At 70.8% G+C, this 19443-nt stretch carries 16 protein-coding genes; 11 read left to right on the top strand and 5 right to left on the bottom strand.

All coding sequences use genetic code 11. The features are described 5' to 3' along the window. Positions 1-31: 31 nt before the first annotated feature. From ACIRQY_RS08435 to ACIRQY_RS08395, 9 genes are all read left to right on the top strand, one after another. Positions 32-2983 (top strand): M14 family zinc carboxypeptidase, encoded by a 2952-nt coding sequence (locus ACIRQY_RS08435; protein ID WP_403923042.1) that lies wholly within the window; start codon positions 32-34, stop codon positions 2981-2983. Between the two features lie 218 nt (positions 2984-3201). Then, entirely contained in the window at positions 3202-4212 is a 1011-nt protein-coding gene (gap, locus tag ACIRQY_RS08430; protein ID WP_351794807.1) for a type I glyceraldehyde-3-phosphate dehydrogenase, read from the top strand. 104 nt (positions 4213-4316) lie between these two features. Continuing rightward, positions 4317-5528 carry a phosphoglycerate kinase gene (locus tag ACIRQY_RS08425; protein ID WP_351794805.1) on the top strand — a complete coding sequence of 404 codons (1212 nt, stop codon included), beginning with the start codon at positions 4317-4319 and terminating at the stop codon, positions 5526-5528. 7 nt (positions 5529-5535) lie between these two features. Next, positions 5536-6312 carry a triose-phosphate isomerase gene (gene tpiA, locus ACIRQY_RS08420; RefSeq protein WP_351794802.1) on the top strand — a complete coding sequence of 259 codons (777 nt, stop codon included), beginning with the start codon at positions 5536-5538 and terminating at the stop codon, positions 6310-6312. A 97-nt stretch (positions 6313-6409) separates the two neighbouring features. Next, positions 6410-6640, top strand: a complete 231-nt coding sequence (gene secG / locus ACIRQY_RS08415) for a preprotein translocase subunit SecG (RefSeq protein ID WP_017238647.1) — start codon at positions 6410-6412, stop codon at positions 6638-6640. 77 nt (positions 6641-6717) lie between these two features. Next, positions 6718-7053, top strand: a complete 336-nt coding sequence (locus tag ACIRQY_RS08410; RefSeq protein WP_003976875.1) for an RNA polymerase-binding protein RbpA — start codon at positions 6718-6720, stop codon at positions 7051-7053. Between the two features lie 206 nt (positions 7054-7259). Beyond that, a complete protein-coding gene (gene pgi / locus ACIRQY_RS08405; RefSeq protein WP_403923850.1) occupies positions 7260-8912 on the top strand; it encodes a glucose-6-phosphate isomerase in 1653 nt (550 codons plus the stop codon). Positions 8913-8916: 4 nt separating this feature from the next. Further along, entirely contained in the window at positions 8917-9417 is a 501-nt protein-coding gene (locus ACIRQY_RS08400) for a PH domain-containing protein (RefSeq protein ID WP_403923039.1), read from the top strand. Further along, on the top strand, positions 9414-10961 hold the full coding sequence (locus tag ACIRQY_RS08395) for a PH domain-containing protein (RefSeq protein WP_403923037.1): 1548 nt from the start codon (positions 9414-9416) through the stop codon (positions 10959-10961). Before ACIRQY_RS08400 ends, ACIRQY_RS08395 begins: the two co-directional genes overlap by 4 nt. A 22-nt stretch (positions 10962-10983) precedes the next feature. Here the strand turns inward: ACIRQY_RS08395 and pgl are convergent, their stop codons facing one another. The 5 genes from pgl to tkt are packed head-to-tail and all read right to left on the bottom strand — an operon-like array spanning position 10984 to position 17586. After that, positions 10984-11766 carry a 6-phosphogluconolactonase gene (gene pgl / locus ACIRQY_RS08390; protein ID WP_351794794.1) on the bottom strand — a complete coding sequence of 261 codons (783 nt, stop codon included), beginning with the start codon at positions 11764-11766 and terminating at the stop codon, positions 10984-10986. Further along, complete coding sequence (gene opcA, locus ACIRQY_RS08385) at positions 11763-12809, bottom strand: glucose-6-phosphate dehydrogenase assembly protein OpcA (protein WP_403923034.1); 1047 nt, start codon at positions 12807-12809, stop codon at positions 11763-11765. The genes pgl and opcA overlap by 4 nt, the downstream gene beginning before the upstream one ends. Then, entirely contained in the window at positions 12806-14338 is a 1533-nt protein-coding gene (gene zwf, locus ACIRQY_RS08380; protein WP_351794788.1) for a glucose-6-phosphate dehydrogenase, read from the bottom strand. Before zwf ends, opcA begins: the two co-directional genes overlap by 4 nt. A gap of 5 nt (positions 14339-14343) precedes the next feature. After that, entirely contained in the window at positions 14344-15462 is a 1119-nt protein-coding gene (tal, locus tag ACIRQY_RS08375) for a transaldolase (RefSeq protein WP_403923032.1), read from the bottom strand. A gap of 36 nt (positions 15463-15498) precedes the next feature. Continuing rightward, positions 15499-17586 carry a transketolase gene (tkt, locus tag ACIRQY_RS08370; RefSeq protein ID WP_351794783.1) on the bottom strand — a complete coding sequence of 696 codons (2088 nt, stop codon included), beginning with the start codon at positions 17584-17586 and terminating at the stop codon, positions 15499-15501. Between the two features lie 306 nt (positions 17587-17892). Here tkt and ACIRQY_RS08365 point away from each other — a divergent pair, with 306 nt between their 5' ends. Both ACIRQY_RS08365 and ACIRQY_RS08360 read left to right on the top strand, forming a co-directional pair. Further along, positions 17893-18846: a heme o synthase gene (locus ACIRQY_RS08365; RefSeq protein WP_351794838.1), complete on the top strand. Its 954-nt coding sequence runs from the start codon at positions 17893-17895 to the stop codon at positions 18844-18846. A gap of 204 nt (positions 18847-19050) precedes the next feature. Next, on the top strand, positions 19051-19371 hold the full coding sequence (locus tag ACIRQY_RS08360; RefSeq protein WP_351794780.1) for a hypothetical protein: 321 nt from the start codon (positions 19051-19053) through the stop codon (positions 19369-19371). Positions 19372-19443: the final 72 nt, after the last annotated feature.

The following is a 19443-nucleotide window of genomic DNA, read 5'->3' as shown; positions in this document are numbered from 1 at the left end:
TCTTCGAGGCAGACAACAGCAAGGGGGGCTCATGAGACGCAGAGCGAGATCGATCCTCGCCGCGGCTTCACTGCTGATCGCGGGAATGGCGGCGGCACCCGTCGCCGGAGCGCAGCCGAACGACCGGGACGGCGGTGACGCCCTCTCCGTATGGCGCGCCCAGGTCACCGCCGAGCAGGTGCCGCTGCTCCTGGAAGCCGGTGCCGACGCCCACGAACTGACCGAACGGGTGCCCGCGAAGGGCTCCGCCACGGTCGAGCTCTTCCTCACCGGCGAACAGGCGGGACAGCTGCGCGGCAAGGGCGTCCGGCTCGCCGAGCACAACCTGTCCGCCCAGGCCGAGAAGCGGGTGGCCGCCGCGGGGGACGGCGTCTTCCGCCCGTACGGCGGTCCGAACGGCCTCAAGCAGGAGATCCTGGACACCGCGCGGGCCCACCCCGGTCTCACCAAGGTCGTCTCCCTCGGCAAGACCGTCAAGGGCCAGGACATCCTCGCCCTGAAGCTGACCAGGGGCGCCCAGCGCACCAAGGACGGCTCGAAGCCCGCCACGCTGTACATGTCGAACCAGCACGCCCGTGAGTGGATCACCCCCGAGATGACCCGGCGGCTGCTCCACCACTACCTGGAGAACTACGGCAAGGACGAGCGGATCACCCGGATCGTCGACTCGACCGAGCTGTGGTTCGTGCTCTCCGCCAACCCGGACGGCTACGACTACACGCACGCCGCCCCCGGCAACCGGCAGTGGCGCAAGAACATCCGGGACAACGACGGCGACGGACGGATCACGTCCGCCGATGGCGTCGACCTCAACCGCAACTTCTCCTACAAGTGGGGCTACGACAACGAGGGCTCGTCCCCCGACCCGACCGACGAGACCTTCCGGGGCAAGGGCCCCATGTCGGAGCCCGAGACCAAGGCCGTCGACGCCTTCCAGAAGCGCATCGGCTTCACGTACGGCATCAACTACCACTCGGCCGCCCAACTGCTGCTGTACGGCGTGGGCTGGCAGATCGCCACCGACACGCCCGACGACGTGGCCCTCAAGGCCCTCGCGGGCACCCCGCAGAACTCGGCCGTCCCCGGCTACCGGCCGCAGGTCTCCTCGGAGCTGTACATCACCAACGGCGAGGCGGACGGACACGCCGCCAACGTCAACGGGATGCAGATGTTCACCCCGGAGATGTCGACCTGCGCCACCGCCTCCCGGGTGGACCCGAACGACGCCTGGAACCCGGCCGACTGCGCCTCCGTCTTCACCTTCCCGGACGACGAGAAGCTGATCCAGGCTGAGTTCGCCAAGAACATCCCCTTCGCGCTCGCCGTCGCCGAGTCCGCGGCCCACCCCGACCGGCCCGTCTCCCCGGTCGGCATCGAGACCCCCGACTTCACCCCGAAGGCCTTCACCACCTCCTACGCCCGGGGCGGGGACCAGGAGATCGCGGTCACCGCGCGCAAGTCGCTGCGCGACAAGACCCTGAAGTACCGGATCAACGGCGGCCGCACCCACAGCGAGCGGCTCGACGCCTGGAAGGGCGGCGAGACCTTCGGCGGCGAGGACAACGTCTACTTCGACGAGTACCGCGCCGAGGTCGAGGACGCCCGGCCCGGCGACTCCGTCGAGGTCTGGTTCACCGCCCGCACCCGCGAGGGCCGGGCCACCGCCGCCGCCCCGTTCACCTACCGGGTGGCCGAGCGGCCCAAGGGCGACGTCCTCGTCCTCGCCGAGGAGGGCGGCACCACCGCCGCCCGGCACACCGCCGCGTACGTGAAGGCGCTCGCCGACAACGGCCGCAAGGCCGCCGTCTGGGACGTCGCCACCCAGGGCACCCCGGACGCCCTCGGCGTGCTCTCCCACTTCCGCACCGTCGTCTGGTACACCGGCGCCGAACGGCCCTCCGGGACCACCCAGCTCGCCGTCCGCGCCTACCTCAACGAGGGCGGCAAGCTCGTCAACGCCGGTGAGAAGACCGGCGGTCTCACCCGGATCGGCCAGGCCGAGTCCAACGACTTCGCCCAGTACTACCTCGGCGCCTACCACCGGGCCGGACTCAAGAACCCGCCCGCCTTCGCCGGAAGCGGCGCCTTCAGGGGCATCGGCGCCGGTCTCGCCGCCACCGCCGACAACCCGCTGGACAACGCGGGCGCCTACACCGTCACCTCGGACACCCTGAAGCCGAAGGACTTCCCGCAGTTCGCCGACAGCTCCTCCGCCGGTGACTACCCGGGCATCCGCACCCCCTTCGAGCCCGCCGAGGGCAGCACCTTCGCCGCCGTCAAGCACACGGACGACACCTGGGCCCGGCTCAGCAGGACCGTCGACCTCACCGGCGTCGCCGCGGCGGCCGCACCGCGCCTGGACTTCCAGATCAGCTACGACACCGAGCCCGGCTACGACAACGTCGTCGTCGAGGCCCACACCGTCGGCCAGGACGACTGGACCACCCTGCCCGACACCAACGGCGGCACCACGAACGAAGAGCCCGCCGACTGCGGCGAGGGCTTCTACGTCCAGGGCCACCCCTTCCTCGCCCACTACCTCACCGTCGGCGAGGACGGCTGCGCCACCACCGGCACCACCGGCGCCTGGCACGCCTTCACCGGCCCCTCCAACGGCTGGCGGCAGGCCTCCGTCGACCTGAGCGCCTGGGCCGGAAAGAAGGTCGAACTCTCGGTCTCGTACGTCTCCGACCCCGGCACCGGTGAGACGGGCGCCTTCGTCGACGACGTCCGCCTCGTCACCGGGGCCACCACCGACACCGAGGGCTTCGAGACCTCCTTCGGCGCCTGGACCGTGCCCGGCGCGCCCGCGGGCAGCCCCGGCAACACCTCGGACTGGACGCGCTCCGCCGCGCTCTTCCACTCCCAGGCCGCGGTCACCACCCGGGACACCGTCCTCCTCGGCTTCGGCCTGGAGCACGTGCCCGGCGCGAGCGAGCGCGCCAAGCTCCTCGGACGCGCCCTCGGGGTGCTCCGCCGCTGACGGAGAGTAGTGGGGACAAAGGTCCCACGACGGCCCGTACCCGTTGGCAGGTACGGGCCGTCGGCCTTTTCCGCTCACTTTCCGAGCTCGTACGGATGCGCTCGATGTCACCCCCGGGCCCCCGGGGCGGTAGGGTCGTAAGCGGTCGGGGACATCCCAAAAAACAAAAATCTCGTCGGCGTCGAGCACGCCGGCGTACCTGACGAGGAGATCGGTTCGTGACGATCCGCGTAGGCATCAACGGCTTTGGCCGCATCGGCCGAAACTACTTCCGTGCGCTCCTTGAGCAGGGTGCGGACATCGAGATCGTGGCCGTCAACGACCTGGGCGACACCGCGACCACGGCGCACCTGCTGAAGTACGACACCATCCTGGGCCGCCTCAAGGCAGAGGTCACCCACACCGCCGACACCATCACGGTGGACGGCCGCACCATCAAGGTGCTCTCCGAGCGTGACCCCGCCGACATCCCGTGGGGCGAGCTGGGCGTCGACGTCGTCATCGAGTCGACCGGCATCTTCACCAAGCGCGCCGACGCCGCGAAGCACCTCGCGGGCGGCGCCAAGAAGGTCCTCATCTCGGCTCCGGCCACCGACGAGGACATCACCATCGTCATGGGCGTCAACCAGGACAAGTACGAGCCGGCGAAGCACGACGTCATCTCGAACGCCTCCTGCACGACCAACTGTGTCGCCCCGATGGCCAAGGTCCTCGACGAGAACTTCGGCATCGTCAAGGGTCTGATGACGACGGTCCACGCGTACACGAACGACCAGCGCATCCTGGACTTCCCGCACAAGGACCTGCGCCGCGCCCGCGCCGCCGCGGAGAACATCATCCCGACCACGACCGGTGCCGCCAAGGCCACCGCCCTGGTCCTCCCGCAGCTCAAGGGCAAGCTGGACGGCATCGCCATGCGCGTCCCGGTCCCCACCGGCTCCGCCACCGACCTGGTCGTCACCCTCGACCGCGAGGTCACCAAGGACGAGGTCAACGCCGCGTTCAAGAAGGCCTCCGAAGACGGCGACCTCAAGGGCTTCCTCTTCTACACCGAGGACCCGATCGTCTCCTCGGACATCGTGAGCGACCCGGCCTCCTGCACCTTCGACGCCTCCCTGACCATGGTCCAGGACGGCTCGACGGTGAAGATCCTCGGCTGGTACGACAACGAGTGGGGCTACTCCAACCGCCTCGTCGACCTCACCGTCTTCGTCGGCGGTCAGCTCTAAGCTTCAGGACAGGCTTTCGATGTGAGCAGGGCTCGGGCAGCGCAACGCCGCGCTGTGCGAGCCCTGTTTGTGTGCTCCACCGCGTACCAAGGAGTCTGTGACAGATGAAGACGATCGACGAGCTTCTCGCCGAAGGCGTCTCCGGCAAGCGGGTGTTCGTCCGCGCCGACCTCAACGTGCCGCTCGACGGCACCACCATCACCGACGACGGCCGCATCCGCGCCGTCGTGCCCACCGTCAAGGCACTCGCCGACGCGGGCGCCCGGGTCGTCGTCGCCTCCCACCTGGGCCGTCCCAAGGGCGCCCCGGACCCGGCGTTCTCCCTCGCCCCGGCCGCCACCCGGCTGGGCGAACTGCTCGGCGCCCCGGTGGCCTTCGCGACGGACACGGTCGGCGAGTCCGCCACCGCCACCGTCGCGGCCCTCACCGACGGCGGGGTCGCCGTCATCGAGAACCTGCGCTTCAACGCGGGCGAGACGTCCAAGGACGACGCCGAGCGCGGCGCCTTCGCGGACCGGCTCGCCGCCCTCGCCGACCTCTACGTCGGCGACGGCTTCGGCGCCGTCCACCGCAAGCACGCCTCGGTCTTCGACCTCCCGGCGCGCCTCCCGCACGCCGCGGGCTACCTGATCGCCACCGAGGTCGGCGTCCTGAGGAAGCTCACGGACGACGTCCGGCGGCCGTACGCGGTCGTGCTCGGCGGCGCCAAGGTCTCCGACAAGCTCGGTGTGATCGACCACCTCCTGGAGAAGGCCGACCGCATCCTCATCGGCGGCGGCATGGCGTACACCTTCCTCAAGGCCCAGGGCCACGAGGTCGGCATCTCGCTGCTCCAGGAGGACCAGGTCCCGGTGGTCCAGGAGTACCTGAAGCGGGCGGACGAGCGCGGAGTGGAGTTCGTGCTCCCCGTCGACGTCCTGGTCTCGCCCGAGTTCCCCGACCTCAAGACCAAGGCTCCGGCCCACCCCACCACGGTCGCCGCGGACGCCATCCCGGCCGACCAGGAGGGCCTGGACATCGGTCCGGAGACCCGTAAGCTCTACGCCTCGAAGCTCGCCGACGCGGCCACCGTCTTCTGGAACGGGCCGATGGGCGTCTTCGAGCACCCCGACTTCGCCGAGGGCACCAAGGCCGTCGCCCAGGCGCTCGTCGAATCCCCGGCCTTCACGGTCGTCGGCGGTGGCGACTCCGCCGCGGCCGTCCGCATCCTGGGCTTCGACGAGAACGCGTTCGGCCACATCTCGACCGGCGGTGGCGCCTCCCTCGAATACCTCGAGGGCAAGACGCTTCCCGGCCTCGCCGCACTGGAGGACTGACCCCTTTATGAGCACCCGCACCCCGCTGATGGCGGGCAACTGGAAGATGAACCTCAACCACCTCGAGGCCATCGCCCACGTCCAGAAGCTCGCCTTCGCGCTGACCGACAAGGACCACGACGAGGTCGAGGTCGCCGTCCTGGCGCCCTTCACCGACCTCCGTTCGGTGCAGACCCTCGTCGACGGCGACAAGCTCAAGATCAAGTACGGTGCCCAGGACATCTCGGAGCACGACTCCGGCGCCTACACCGGCGAGATCTCGGGCGTGATGCTGGCCAAGCTGAAGTGCGCCTACGTGGCCGTCGGCCACTCCGAGCGCCGTCAGTACCACGCCGAGAACGACGAGGTCTGCAACGCCAAGGTGAAGGCCGCGTTCAAGCACGGCCTGACCCCGATCCTCTGCGTCGGCGAGGGCCTGGACGTCCGCAAGTCCGGCAAGCAGGTCGAGTACACCCTCGCCCAGCTCGACGGCGGTCTGAAGGACGTCCCGGCCGAGCAGGCCGAGACGATCGTGATCGCGTACGAGCCGGTGTGGGCCATCGGCACCGGCGAGGTCGCCACCCCGGAGGACGCGCAGGAGGTCTGCGGAGCGATCCGCGGCCGTCTCGCCGAGCTGTACTCCCAGGAGCTGGCCGACAAGGTCCGCATCCAGTACGGCGGCTCGGTGAAGTCCGGCAACGTCGCCGCGATCATGGCGCAGCCGGACGTCGACGGGGCCCTCGTCGGCGGCGCGGCGCTGGACACCGACGAGTTCGTCAAGATCGTGCGCTTCCGCGACCAGTGAGTATGCGGTAGCGGAGTTACGTCGTACCCTTGCGGGGGTCGGGCAGGTGCCCGGCCCCCGTCCGTATAAGTCCGAGGAAGTTGGTTCAGCCGTGGTTATGGGGTTCTCGATCGCCCTGATCGTCTTCAGCGGGCTGCTGATGCTGCTCGTGCTGATGCACAAGGGGAAGGGCGGCGGTCTCTCCGACATGTTCGGTGGCGGAATGCAGTCCTCCGTGGGAGGCTCCTCGGTCGCCGAGCGCAATCTGGACCGGATCACCGTCGTGGTGGGTCTGCTCTGGTTCGCCTGCATTGTGGTGCTCGGCCTGCTGATGAAGTTGGACGGGTAACTCCGAACACTGGACGCGCGTTGGGCCTTACGTAGACTGGGGCATCTTCGAGCACCATCACGCAGGGAGTTACGACCGTGGCAAGTGGCAACGCGATCCGGGGAAGCCGGGTCGGGGCGGGGCCGATGGGTGAGGCCGAGCGGGGCGAGTCGGCACCGCGCCTCCGCATCTCCTTCTGGTGCTCGAACGGGCACGAGACCCAGCCGAGCTTCGCCAGCGACGCGCAGGTCCCGGAGACCTGGGACTGCCCGCGCTGCGGCTTCCCGGCAGGTCAGGACCGGGACAACCCGCCGGACCCGCCGCGCACGGAGCCGTACAAGACCCATCTCGCCTATGTGCGCGAGCGTCGCAGCGACGCCGACGGCGAGGCGATCCTCGCCGAGGCGCTGGCGAAACTGCGCGGCGAGATCTGAGCGCGGTGTGACGGTGTGACGAACGGGCCTTGCCCGCGAACCTGGTTCGCGGGCAAGGCCCGTTCGGCTTTCCCCCGTCCCCCGCCCCGGCGCGGCGGGGGGCGCCGTCCGCGCTCGCCGTCGTCTCGCCCGGCCCCCTGATCAATTAGGTTGGGAGACGCAGCGGGGCAGACAAACGGTACGAGAAGAAGTGGGCGATGTCCGAGATGAACAGCGAAGGCCGCACCAGGCTCAACCGGCTGCCCGAGTGGGCGGCCCTCGGCAAGCACCGTGAGCAGCTGGGCGACCCCCATCTGCGCGACCTGTTCGACACCGACCCGGAGCGCGGCACCGGCTACGCCCTGCGCGTCGGCGACCTCTATCTGGACTACTCCAAGCACCTCGTCACCGACGAGACGCTGACCCTGCTGCGCGAGCTCGCCGCCGCCACCGACGTGGCCGGACTGCGCGACGCGATGTTCCGCGGCGAGAAGATCAACACCACCGAGGACCGCGCGGTCCTCCACACCGCCCTGCGCGCCCCCCGGGACGCCGTGATCGAGGTCGACGGGGAGAACGTCGTCCCCGCGGTGCACGCCGTCCTCGACAGGATGGCCGCCTTCGCCGACAAGGTCCGCGCGGGCGAGTGGACCGGTCACACCGGCAGGCCCGTCAAGAACGTCGTCAACATCGGCATCGGCGGCTCCGACCTCGGCCCCGCCATGGCCTACGAGGTCCTGCGCTCCTTCACCCGCCGGGACCTGACGTTCCGTTTCGTCTCCAACGTCGACGGCGCCGACCTCCACGAGGCCGTCCGGGACCTCGACCCCGAGGAGACGCTGTTCATCGTCGCCTCGAAGACCTTCACCACCATCGAGACCCTCACCAACGCCACCTCCGCCCGGAACTGGCTCCTCACCGGCCTGCGCGCCGGACCGGAGGCCGTCGCCCGGCACTTCGTGGCCCTCTCGACCAACGCCGGGAAGGTCGAGGAGTTCGGCATCGACACCGCGAACATGTTCGAGTTCTGGGACTGGGTCGGCGGCCGCTACTCCTACGACTCCGCCATCGGCCTCTCCCTGATGACCGCCGTCGGCCCGGACCGCTTCCGCGAGATGCTCGACGGCTTCCACCTCGTCGACGAGCACTTCCGCACCGCCCCGCCCGAGGAGAACGCACCGCTGCTCCTCGGCCTCCTCGGCGTCTGGTACGGCGCGTTCTTCGACGCCCAGTCGCACGCGGTCCTGCCCTACTCGCACTACCTGTCCCGGTTCACCGCCTACCTCCAGCAGCTCGACATGGAGTCCAACGGCAAGTCGGTGGACCGCCAGGGCAGGCCGGTCGACTGGCAGACCGGCCCCGTCGTCTGGGGCACCCCCGGCACCAACGGCCAGCACGCCTACTACCAGCTGATCCACCAGGGCACCAAGGTGATCCCGGCCGACTTCATCGGCTTCGCCCGGCCCGTCGACGACCTCCAGCCCGGCCTGGTCGCCCAGCACGACCTGCTCATGGCCAACTTCTTCGCCCAGACGCAGGCCCTGGCCTTCGGAAAGACACCCGAGGAGGTACGGGCCGAGGGCGTCCCCGAGGAACTGGTCCCGCACAAGACCTTCCGGGGCGACCACCCCACCACCACGATCCTCGCCGACGCGCTCACCCCGTCCGTCCTCGGCCAGCTCATCGCACTGTACGAGCACAAGGTCTTCGTCCAGGGCGCGATCTGGGACATCGACTCCTTCGACCAGTGGGGCGTCGAACTCGGCAAGGTCCTCGCCAAGCGGATCGAGCCCGTCCTGACCGGCGGCGAGGGCGCCGGGCAGCTCGACAGCTCGACCGCGGGACTCGTCGCCGCCTACCGCTCGCTGCGCGGACGGTAGGGGCATGAGGGGGGAGAGCGCGGTGCGGCTCAGGCCGCCCAGGAACCCGGTGGAGAAGCGGGCCGTCACCTGGTGGCGGACCAGACTCCTGACGACCACCACCGTACCGGTGCTGGTCCTCGTCGTCCTCGGTCTGCTGATCGAACCCGCCCGGTTCTGGCTGTTCCTGCCGGCCGCGGTCCTGGCGGCCGTGGGCCTCGCCTGCACCGCGTTCTTCCCCCCGTGGTGGTACCGCGTCCACCGCTGGGAGGTCACCGAGGACGCCGTCTACGTCCGCACCGGCGCCCTCTGGCAGGAGTGGCGGATCGCGCCCATGTCCCGCATCCAGACCGTCGACACCTCGCGCGGACCGCTGGAGCAGGGCTTCCGGCTCGCCACCGTCATCGTCACCACGGCCTCCTCCCACGGCGCGATCCGCATCGAGGGGCTCGACCACGAAGCGGCCGCCGGGCTCGCCGAGCGGCTGACCGCCATCACCCAGGCCACCCCCGGGGACGCCACATGAGCGAGGAGCCCGGCACCGTCCCGTACGGCCCCGACTGGCTGCGGCTCGACCCGCGGACCGTCCTCGTCCGGGTCGCCCTCTTCTCCGGTGTCCTCTTCGGCGCCGCCGTACCCCTCGCCCTCGCCCTGGCGGGCCCGCGCCCGCTGGGGCAGGCCGTCGCCTGGGTCGCCGCGGGCTTCCTGCTCGCCCTCGCCGCCACCTTCGTCGCCGAGACGGTACGGGTCCGCCGCACCCGCTACCGGGTCGGCGCCGACCGGGTCGAGCTGCACACCGGACTGCTCGTCGTCCAGCGCCGCTCGCTCGCCCGTGAGCGCGTCCGCAGCGCCGACCTGAGCGCCAACCTGCTCCAGCGCCTCTTCGGCCTCGTCAAGGTCCGCGTCGGCACCGGCGAGCACACCGCCGGTGACTCCACCCTCGAACTCGACCTGGTCACCCGGGCCGAGGGCGAACGGCTCCGCCGCGAACTCCTCGCCCGCGCCGCCGCGCCCGCCGGGAGCACCGACCCGGACGGCACCCTCGCCGCCCTCGACCCCCGCTGGATCCGCTACGCCCCGGTCTCCTTCGTCGCCCCCGTCCTCGGCTTCGCCGCCGCAGGGGCGGTCATGCAGGCCAGCGACTGGTTCGGCGCCCAGGAACGGGTCATCTCCTGGATAGGGGACCGGTTCCAGGACGTCTCCCTCGTCTGGATGATCGTCGACCTGGCCCTCCTCGCCACCCTCGCCGGAGCGGTCGGCGCCCTCGGGCTCTGGGTCGAGATGTGGTGGAACTACCGCCTGGAGCGCGAACCGGGCGGCACCCTCCGGGTCTCCCGGGGCCTGTTCACCGCCCGCTCGGTCTCCCTGGAGGAGCGGCGGCTGCGGGGCATCGAGCTGGTCCAGCCGCTCGGCGTCCGGCTCTTCGGGGCCGCCCGGGTCGACGCGGTCGCCACCGGTCTCGCCCAGAACGACGGCGACAAGCACGCCGACCTGAAGAACCTGCTCCCCCCGGTGGAGCGCTCCGTCGCCGACCGGGTCGCCGCCGAGGTGCTGCGCGAGCCGGTGCCGCCCACCGGCGCGCGCCTCGCGGCCCATCCGAGGGCGGCCCGCGCCCGCAGGGTCCGCTGGGCGCTGTGGAGCGTCCTCGGCCCGGTCGCGCTGCTCGCCCTCCTCGGAGCCTTCCTCACCCCGGTCCTGCTCTACGTGGCGGCGGGCTGCGCCCTCGTCGGCGTCCCGGCCGCCGTGCTGCTGGCCCTCGACGCCTACCGGGGCCTCGGGCACACCGTCAGCGGCCCCTGGCTGGTGACCCGTTCGGGTACGGTCCGGCGGGCCACCGTCGTGCTCCAGCGCTCCGGGGTCATCGGCTGGACGGTCAAGCAGTCGTACTTCCAGCGGCGCGCCGGGCTCCTGACGCTCACCGCCACGACGGCCGCCGGGGCGGGGGCGTACGCCGTCCTCGACGCGGGCCAGAACCAGGGCCTGACCTTCGCCGCCGAGGCCGTACCGGAACTGCTGGCGCCCTTCCTGGAGGCCGTACCCATGCCGGAGGCCCGGTCCACCGAGGGGTGAACCGGGCCTCCGGGGGGTGGGGTCAGGCCGAAGCGGGCGGGTAGAGGTCCCTCGGCAGCTCCGAGGCCGCCGCCGCGTCCAGCAGCCACAGGGTGCGCGAGCGGCCACGGGCGCCCGCCGCCGGGGCCTGTACCTCGCCCGCGCCCGACAGCGCGATCGCCGCCGCCTTCGCCTTGTCGGCACCGGCCGCGAGCAGCCAGACCTCCTTGGCCGCCCGGATCGCCGGAAGGGTCATCGAGACCCGCAGCGGCGGCGGCTTGGGCGCGCCGCGCACGCCGACCACCGTCCGCTCGGTCTCGCGGACCGCGGGCAGCTCGGGGAAGAGCGAGGCCACATGGGTGTCCGGGCCGACGCCCAGCATCAGCACGTCGAAGGACGGGACCCCGCCGTGGTCGCCGGGCGCCACGGCGGCGGCCAGCTCCGCCGCGTACCCGGCGGCGGCGGCCTCGACGTCTCCGCCGTAGGGGCCGTCCGACGCGGGCATGGCGTGCACCCGCGCCGGGTCGAGCGGCACCCGGTCGAGCAGTGCCGCACGGGCCTGGGTGACGTTCCGCTCGGGGTCGCCCTCGGGCAGGAAACGCTCGTCGCCCCACCACAGGTCGAGCCGCGCCCAGTCGACCGCGTCCCGGGCGGGGGCGGTGCCGAGCGCCGCGAGCAGACCGTTGCCGTTGCGTCCGCCGGTGAGCACCACCGAGGCGGAGCCCCGGGAGGCCTGGGCGTCGACGATCTTCGTGATCAGCCGGGCGGCGGCCGCCTCGGCCATCAGTTCCTTGTCGCGGTGGACGACCAGCTGAGGGGTGCTCACTTGGCCGCCGCCTTCTTGGCGGCCTTCTTCGCGGCGGGCTTCGCCGCCGGGACGGCCTCCGGCTCCGGCGCGGACTCCGGGGCCCGCTCCGGCGCGGCGGCGGGCACGGCGGCCGCTTCCTCGTCGAGCCGTTCGAGCCCGAACTTGAGCGCCGTCGCGTAGGTGTCGTCCGGGTCGAGGCGGCGCAGCTCCTCAGCGATCAGCTCGGCCGTCTCGCGGCGCTTGAGCGCCACGGCACGGTCGGGCTGGCCCTGGATGGAGAGCGTCGCGAGCGAGCCGTCCGGCCGGTCGAGGACGATCGGCCCGGAGCTGGTCTCCAGGCGTACCGAGGTGAGGCCGGGACCGGCCGACTTCGAGCGCCGCACCGGCACCTTCAGCCGGTCGGCCAGCCACATGGCGAGCAGTTCGACACTGGGGTTGAAGTCCTCGCCCTCCACCTCCGCGGCGGTGACCTCGCACACGACCTGGTCGAGCGCGGCGGCCAGCATCGAGCGCCACGGGGTGATCCGGGTCCACGAGAGGTCCGTGTCGCCCGGGGTGTAGGCGTCCGCGCGCGCGGTCAGTTCCCGGATGGGCTCCTCGGCGGAGTACGTGTCGGTCACCCGCCGCTGGGCGAGGGCACCCAGCGGGTCGTTCGCCGGGTCGGTCGGCGCGTTCACCGGCCACCAGACGACGACGGGGGCGTCCGGGAGCAGCAGCGGCAGGACGACCGACTGGGCGTGGTCGACGACCTCGCCGTACAGCCGGAGGACGACCGTCTCGCCGGTGCTGGCGTCGGCGCCGAGGCGGACCTCGGCGTCGAGTCGTGCCTGGGACCGGTCGCGCGGGGAGCGCGAGACCCTCTTGATGACGACGAGGGTCCGCGAGGGGTGCTCGCGGGACGCCTCGTTCGCGGCCTTCAGCGCGTCGTAGGCGTTCTCCTCGTCGGTGACGATGACGAGGGTGAGCACCATGCCGACGGCCGGCGTGCCGATCGCCCGCCGCCCGAGCACCAGCGCCTTGTTGATCTTGGAGGACGTGGTGTCCGTCAGGTCGGTCTTCATGGCCTGCGCCAGCTCCGTCCGTCTCGTGCGAGCATCTCGTCCGCCTCGACCGGACCCCAGGTGCCGGACGCGTACTGCGCGGGCTTGCCGTGCTTGTCCCAGAACTGCTCGATCGGGTCGAGGATCTTCCAGGACAGCTCGACCTCCTCCACGCGCGGGAAGAGGTTCGAGTCGCCGAGCAGGACGTCGAGGAGGAGCCGCTCGTACGCCTCCGGGCTGGACTCCGTGAAGGACTCGCCGTACGCGAAGTCCATCGACACGTCCCGGATCTCCATCTGGGTGCCGGGCACCTTGGAGCCGAACCGCACCGTGACGCCCTCGTCCGGCTGGACCCGGATGACGATGGCGTTGCGCCCGAGTTCCTCGGTCGCGGTGTGGTCGAAGGGGGAGTGCGGGGCCCGCTGGAAGACGACCGCGATCTCGGTGACCCGACGGCCGAGCCGCTTGCCGGTCCGCAGGTAGAACGGCACGCCCGCCCAGCGGCGGTTGTCGATCTCCAGCTTCACGGCGGCGTAGGTGTCGGTCTTCGACTTGGGGTCGATGCCGTCTTCCTGGAGGTAGCCGACGGCCTTCTCGCCGCCCTGCCACCCGGCCGCGTACTGGGCGCGGACCGTGGACTCGCCCAGGTCCTTGGGCAGCTTCACCGCGCCGAGGACCTTGGTCTTCTCGGCGGCCAGGGCGTCGGCGTCGAAGGAGCCGGGCTCCTCCATCGCGGTCAGCGCCAGCAGCTGGAGCAGGTGGTTCTGGATGACGTCACGGGCGGCGCCGATGCCGTCGTAGTATCCGGCCCGGCCGCCGATGCCGATGTCCTCGGCCATGGTGATCTGCACGTGGTCGACGTACGACCGGTTCCAGATCGGCTCGAAGAGGGTGTTGGCGAAGCGGAGCGCCAGGATGTTCTGGACGGTCTCCTTGCCGAGGTAGTGGTCGATCCGGAAGACCTCGTGCGGCGGGAAGACCTCGTGGACGACCTCGTTGAGCTCCTTGGCGGAGACCAGGTCGTGGCCGAAGGGCTTCTCGATGACCGCGCGGCGCCAGGACCCGTCCTTCTGGTCGGCGAGCCCGTGCTTCTTGAGCTGCTGGACGACCTTGGGGAAGAACTTCGGCGGGACCGACAGGTAGAAAGCGAAGTTGCCTCCGGTGCCCTGCGCCTTGTCCAGCTCCTCGATGGTGGACTTGAGCTGCTCGAAGGCGTCGTCGTCGTCGAAGTCGCCCTGGACGAACCGCATCCCCTGGATCAGCTGCTGCCACACCTCCTCGCGGAACGGGGTGCGCGCGTGCTGCTCGACGGCGTCGTGGACCTCCTGCGCGAAGTCCTCGTCCTGCCACTCGCGGCGTGCGAAGCCGATGAGCGAGAAGCCCGGCGGCAGCAGGCCGCGGTTGGCCAGGTCGTAGACGGCAGGCATCAGCTTCTTACGGGACAAATCGCCCGTGACGCCGAAGATCACCAGACCCGACGGCCCCGCGATGCGCGGGAGCCGTCGGTCTGCGGCGTCACGGAGCGGGTTGGCTCCGTGGACTGCGCTCACTGTGCTTACGCCTCCGAGGGTGCGAGGCGCCGGAGCTCCGCCTCGGTCGACTTGAGCAGATCGTTCCAGGACGCCTCGAACTTCTCGACGCCCTCGTCCTCCAGGAGCTGGACGACCTCGTCGTAGCCGATGCCCAGCTTCTCGACGGCCGCCAGCTCGGCGCGCGACTGCTCGTAGGTGCCGCGCACGGTGTCGCCGGAGACGACGCCGTGGTCGGCGGTGGCCTCCAGGGTGGACTCCGGCATGGTGTTGACCGTGCCGGGGGCGACCAGGTCCACCACGTACAGGGTGTCCTTGTACGCGGGGTCCTTGACGCCGGTCGAGGCCCACAGCGGACGCTGCTTGTTGGCCTGCGCCGAGTCGAGGGCGGCCCAGCGCTCCGAGGAGAAGACCTCCTCGTACGCCTCGTAGGCCAGCCGCGCGTTGGCCAGCGCCGCCTTGCCCTTGAGGGCCTTGGCCTCGTCGGTGCCGATGCCGTCCAGGCGCTTGTCGATCTCGCTGTCCACCCGGGACACGAAGAAGGACGCCACCGAGTGGATCTTCGACAGGTCCAGGCCGCGCTCGCGGGCCTTCTCCAGACCCGCCAGGTAGGCGTCCATGACCGCGCGGTAGCGCTCCAGCGAGAAGATCAGCGTCACGTTGACGCTGATCCCGAGGCCGATGACCTCGGTGATCGCCGGCAGACCCGCCCGGGTGGCCGGGATCTTGATGAGGGTGTTGGGGCGGTCCACCAGCCAGGCCAGCTGCTTGGCCTCGGCGACGGTGGCGACCGTCTCGTGGGCCAGCCGCGGGTCGACCTCGATGGACACCCGGCCGTCCTGGCCGTCCGTCGCGTCGAAGACCGGCCGCAGGATGTCGGCGGCGTCACGGACGTCCGCCGTCGTGATCATGCGGATGGCCTCGTCGACGGTCACCTTGCGGGCCGCCAGCTCGGCGAGCTGCTGCCCGTAGCCGTCGCCGGAGGAGATCGCCTTCTGGAAGATCGACGGGTTCGTCGTCACACCGACCACGTGGCTCTGGTCGATGAGCTCGGCCAGGTTGCCGGACGTGATCCGCTTGCGCGACAGGTCGTCCAGCCAGATCGCGACGCCTTCGTCGGAGAGGCGCTTGAGAGCGTCTGTCATGGGAATTGCATCTCCAATGAGTCGTACGTATGCGCGTCAGCGCGTGGCGGCGGCGATCGATTCCCGGGCGGCGGCGACGACCGCCTCCGGGGTGAATCCGAACTCGCGGAAGAGGACCTTGGCGTCGGCGGAGGCACCGAAGTGCTCCAGCGACACGATCCGGCCCGCGTCACCGACGTACCGGTGCCAGGTCAGACCGATGCCCGCCTCGACCGCCACGCGGGCCGTGACCGAAGGCGGCAGGACCGCGTCCTTGTACTCCTGGTCCTGCTCCTCGAACCACTCCACGGACGGCATCGAGACGACCCGGGTCGGGACGCCCTCCGCCTGGAGCCGCTCGCGCGCCTCGACGGCCAGGTGCACCTCGGAGCCCGTGCCGATCAGCACGACCTCGGGGGCGCCGCCCTCGGCGTCGAAGAGCACGTAACCGCCCTTGACGGTGTCCTCGTTCGGCGCGTACGTCGGCACGCCCTGGCGGGTCAGCGCCAGACCGTGCGGAGCGCCCTCGCCGAAGACCTTGGTGTGCCGCCGGGTGATCTCGCGCCAGGCGATCGACGTCTCGTTGGCGTCGGCCGGACGGACCACGTTCAGACCGGGGATCGCGCGCAGCGCGGCCAGGTGCTCCACCGGCTGGTGGGTCGGACCGTCCTCGCCCAGACCGATCGAGTCGTGGGTCCAGACGTACGTCACCGGCAGGTGCATCAGCGCGGAGAGCCGCACCGCGTTGCGCATGTAGTCGGAGAACACCAGGAAGGTGCCGCCGTAGACGCGCGTGTTGCCGTGCAGGGCGATGCCGTTCATCTCGGCGGCCATCGAGTGCTCACGGATGCCGAAGTGGATCGTGCGGCCGTACGGGTCGGCCTCCGGCAGCGGGTTGCCCTCGGGCAGGAACGACGAGTCCTTGTCGATCGTCGTGTTGTTGGAGCCCGCGAGGTCGGCCGAGCCGCCCCACAGCTCCGGGAGCACCGAGCCCAGCGCCTGCAGGACCTTGCCGGAGGCGGCACGGGTCGCGACGCTCTTGCCCGCCTCGAAGACGGGCAGCTTCTCGGCCCAGCCGGCCGGCAGCTCGTTCGCCTCGATCCGGTCGAACGTGGCGGCCCGCTCCGGGTTGGCCGTGCGCCACTCGGCGAGCGACTTCTCCCAGGCGGCACGGGCCTCACGGCCGCGGTCGCCGAGCGTCCGGGTGTGCGCGATGACCTCGTCGGAGACCTCGAAGGTCTGCTCCGGGTCGAAGCCCAGGACGCGCTTGGTGGCCGCGATCTCCTCGTCGCCGAGCGCCGAGCCGTGCGAGGCCTCGGTGTTCTGCGCGTTCGGCGCGGGCCAGGCGATGATCGAGCGCATCGCGATGAACGACGGGCGCTCCGTCTCCGCCTCCGCCGCCCTGACCGCCGCGTACAGCGCGGCCGGGTCCAGGTCGCCGTTGGCCTTCGGCTCGACCCGCTGCACGTGCCAGCCGTACGCCTCGTACCGCTTCATCGTGTCCTCGGACACGGCGGTCTCGGTGTCGCCCTCGATCGAGATGTGGTTGTCGTCCCACAGCAGGATCAGGTTGCCGAGCTTCTGGTGGCCGGCGAGCGAGGACGCCTCCGCGGAGATGCCCTCCTGGAGACAGCCGTCACCCGCGATCGCGTAGATCCGGTGGTCGAACGGGGAGGCGCCGACGGCGGCCTCGGGGTCGAACAGACCGCGCTCGTAACGGGCGGCCATCGCCATGCCCACGGCGTTGGCCACACCCTGGCCCAGCGGGCCCGTGGTGGTCTCGACACCGGCGGTGTGGCCGTACTCCGGGTGGCCCGGGGTCTTCGAACCCCAGGTGCGGAAGGCCTTCAGATCGTCCAGTTCGAGACCGAAACCACCCAGGTACAGCTGGGTGTAGAGGGTCAGGGACGAGTGGCCGGCGGAGAGGACGAACCGGTCCCGTCCGACCCACTCGGGGTCGGCCGGGTCGTGCCGCATCACCTTCTGGAAGAGGGTGTACGCGGCGGGCGCGAGGCTCATGGCCGTACCGGGATGGCCGTTGCCGACCTTCTGTACGGCGTCCGCGGCCAGGACACGGGCCGTGTCTACGGCGCGCTGGTCCAACTCGGTCCACTCGAGGTCTGTGGTGGTCGGCTGCATGCTCACCCTGGTCAGGGCTCCTCTCCACATGTCGGAAGCCGGTGACTGAGGGTGTACCGGCGTTGTCGAGCCTACCCCCGCCGGACGCCCCTCTTTCCGTGTTCATGCTCCTCATATGAGCGGATACGACAAGACTGCCGCCGACCGTGTGAGTTCGCCTCCCGAACCGCGTCCACGCCCTGGGACACACCCCCTCAACACGACCCCACCCCCGCGAAGATCGGTGTCTGGGCAACGTCTACAGTGGCGTGGTACGCGCAAGCCTCACCCGTTTCTCATCCGGGCGGCTTGCTGGGAATTTCTCTGTCAGGGGTGTGCGTGACGGCCGTCGAGTCCCGACCCGCAGGGGTCGTCTTGACTCCCAGCCCGGGGGCCCATCAGCCGTTCGGGGTCCGCGTCAAGGCATTCGTGGCGCTGACCAAGCCGCGGATCATCGAGCTGCTGCTCATCACCACCGTCCCGGTGATGTTCCTCGCCGAACAGGGCGTGCCGGACCTGTGGCTGGTGCTCGCCACCTGCTTCGGCGGCTATCTGTCGGCGGGCGGCGCGAACGCGCTCAACATGTACATCGACCGCGACATCGACGCGCTGATGGACCGCACCTCACAGCGCCCGCTGGTCACCGGCGTCCTCACACCGCGCGCGGCACTGATCTTCGGCCTCACCCTCGCCGTGGTCTCCACGCTCTGGTTCGGCCTGCTCGTCAACTGGCTGTCCGCCGCGCTGTCGCTGGGCGCGCTCCTCTTCTACGTCGTGGTCTACACGATGATCCTGAAGCGGCGCACCGCGCAGAACATCGTCTGGGGCGGCATCGCCGGTTGCCTCCCGGTCCTCATCGGCTGGTCCGCCGTGACCGACTCGATGTCCTGGGCCGCGGTCATCCTCTTCCTCGTCATCTTCTTCTGGACGCCGCCGCACTACTGGCCGCTGTCGATGAAGGTGAAGGACGACTACGCCCGCGCGGGCGTGCCCATGCTGCCGGTCCTCGCCTCCAACAAGGTCGTCGCCAAGCAGATCGTCGTCTACAGCTGGGTGATGGTCGCCGTCTCGCTGCTCCTCACCCCGCTGGGCTACACGGGCTGGTTCTACACGACCGTCGCCCTGCTCACCGGCGGCTGGTGGCTCTGGGAGGCGCACGGCCTGCTGAACCGGGCCAAGGCCGAGGTGACCGGCGCGAAGCTCAAGGAGATGCGCCTCTTCCACTGGTCCATCACCTATGTGTCGCTGCTCTTCGTGGCGGTCGCGGTGGACCCCTTCCTCCGCTAGGGCGGGCGGGTTTCGGAAGTCCCGCCTGCCTGGCGACGCTCCTTCCGAAACACGCCCTGGTCCGGTCCGGCATCCGCCGGGACACCCCGGTACGCACACCGGGACCCGCTCGTACGAGCGGTCCGGCCGACGGCCGGGTCACGTGGGACACACCACGTGGCCCGGCCGTCGTCAGTGGATCTACGCGTCGGTAGCATCGCTGTCATGGCAGAAACGAAGCAGGCAGAGCGCCGGGCGACCCGGCTCGCCAAGGAGATCCGGGCCTTCTCCGCGCAGCACGGCGGCTCCGAGGGACACCTCGCGCACATCGGGCAGGCGGGCACCCGGATCGTGCTCGTCGGCACCGACGGCGGCTGGGGCGACCTGGTCGCCCCGACGTACGAGATCGCCCGGCAGGCCGCCGAGAAGGCCGGACTGACCCTCCACGAGGAGTTCGACGGCGAGTTCGCCGCCAAGGTCGTCACCGGACCGTACGAGTGGACCCGGATGGCCGGGATCCAGATCGGCGGCCCCTCCGACCGCTGAGGCGGCGACGGCCCCCACGACGCGGGAAACGCGCGACGGGGTCCACCGGCTCGGGAAGAGCCGCTGGACCCC

Source organism: Streptomyces sp. NPDC101490 (genome assembly GCF_044767145.1).
Lineage (GTDB): Bacteria > Actinomycetota > Actinomycetes > Streptomycetales > Streptomycetaceae > Streptomyces.
This window is presented reverse-complemented; position numbering and strand designations above follow the sequence as displayed.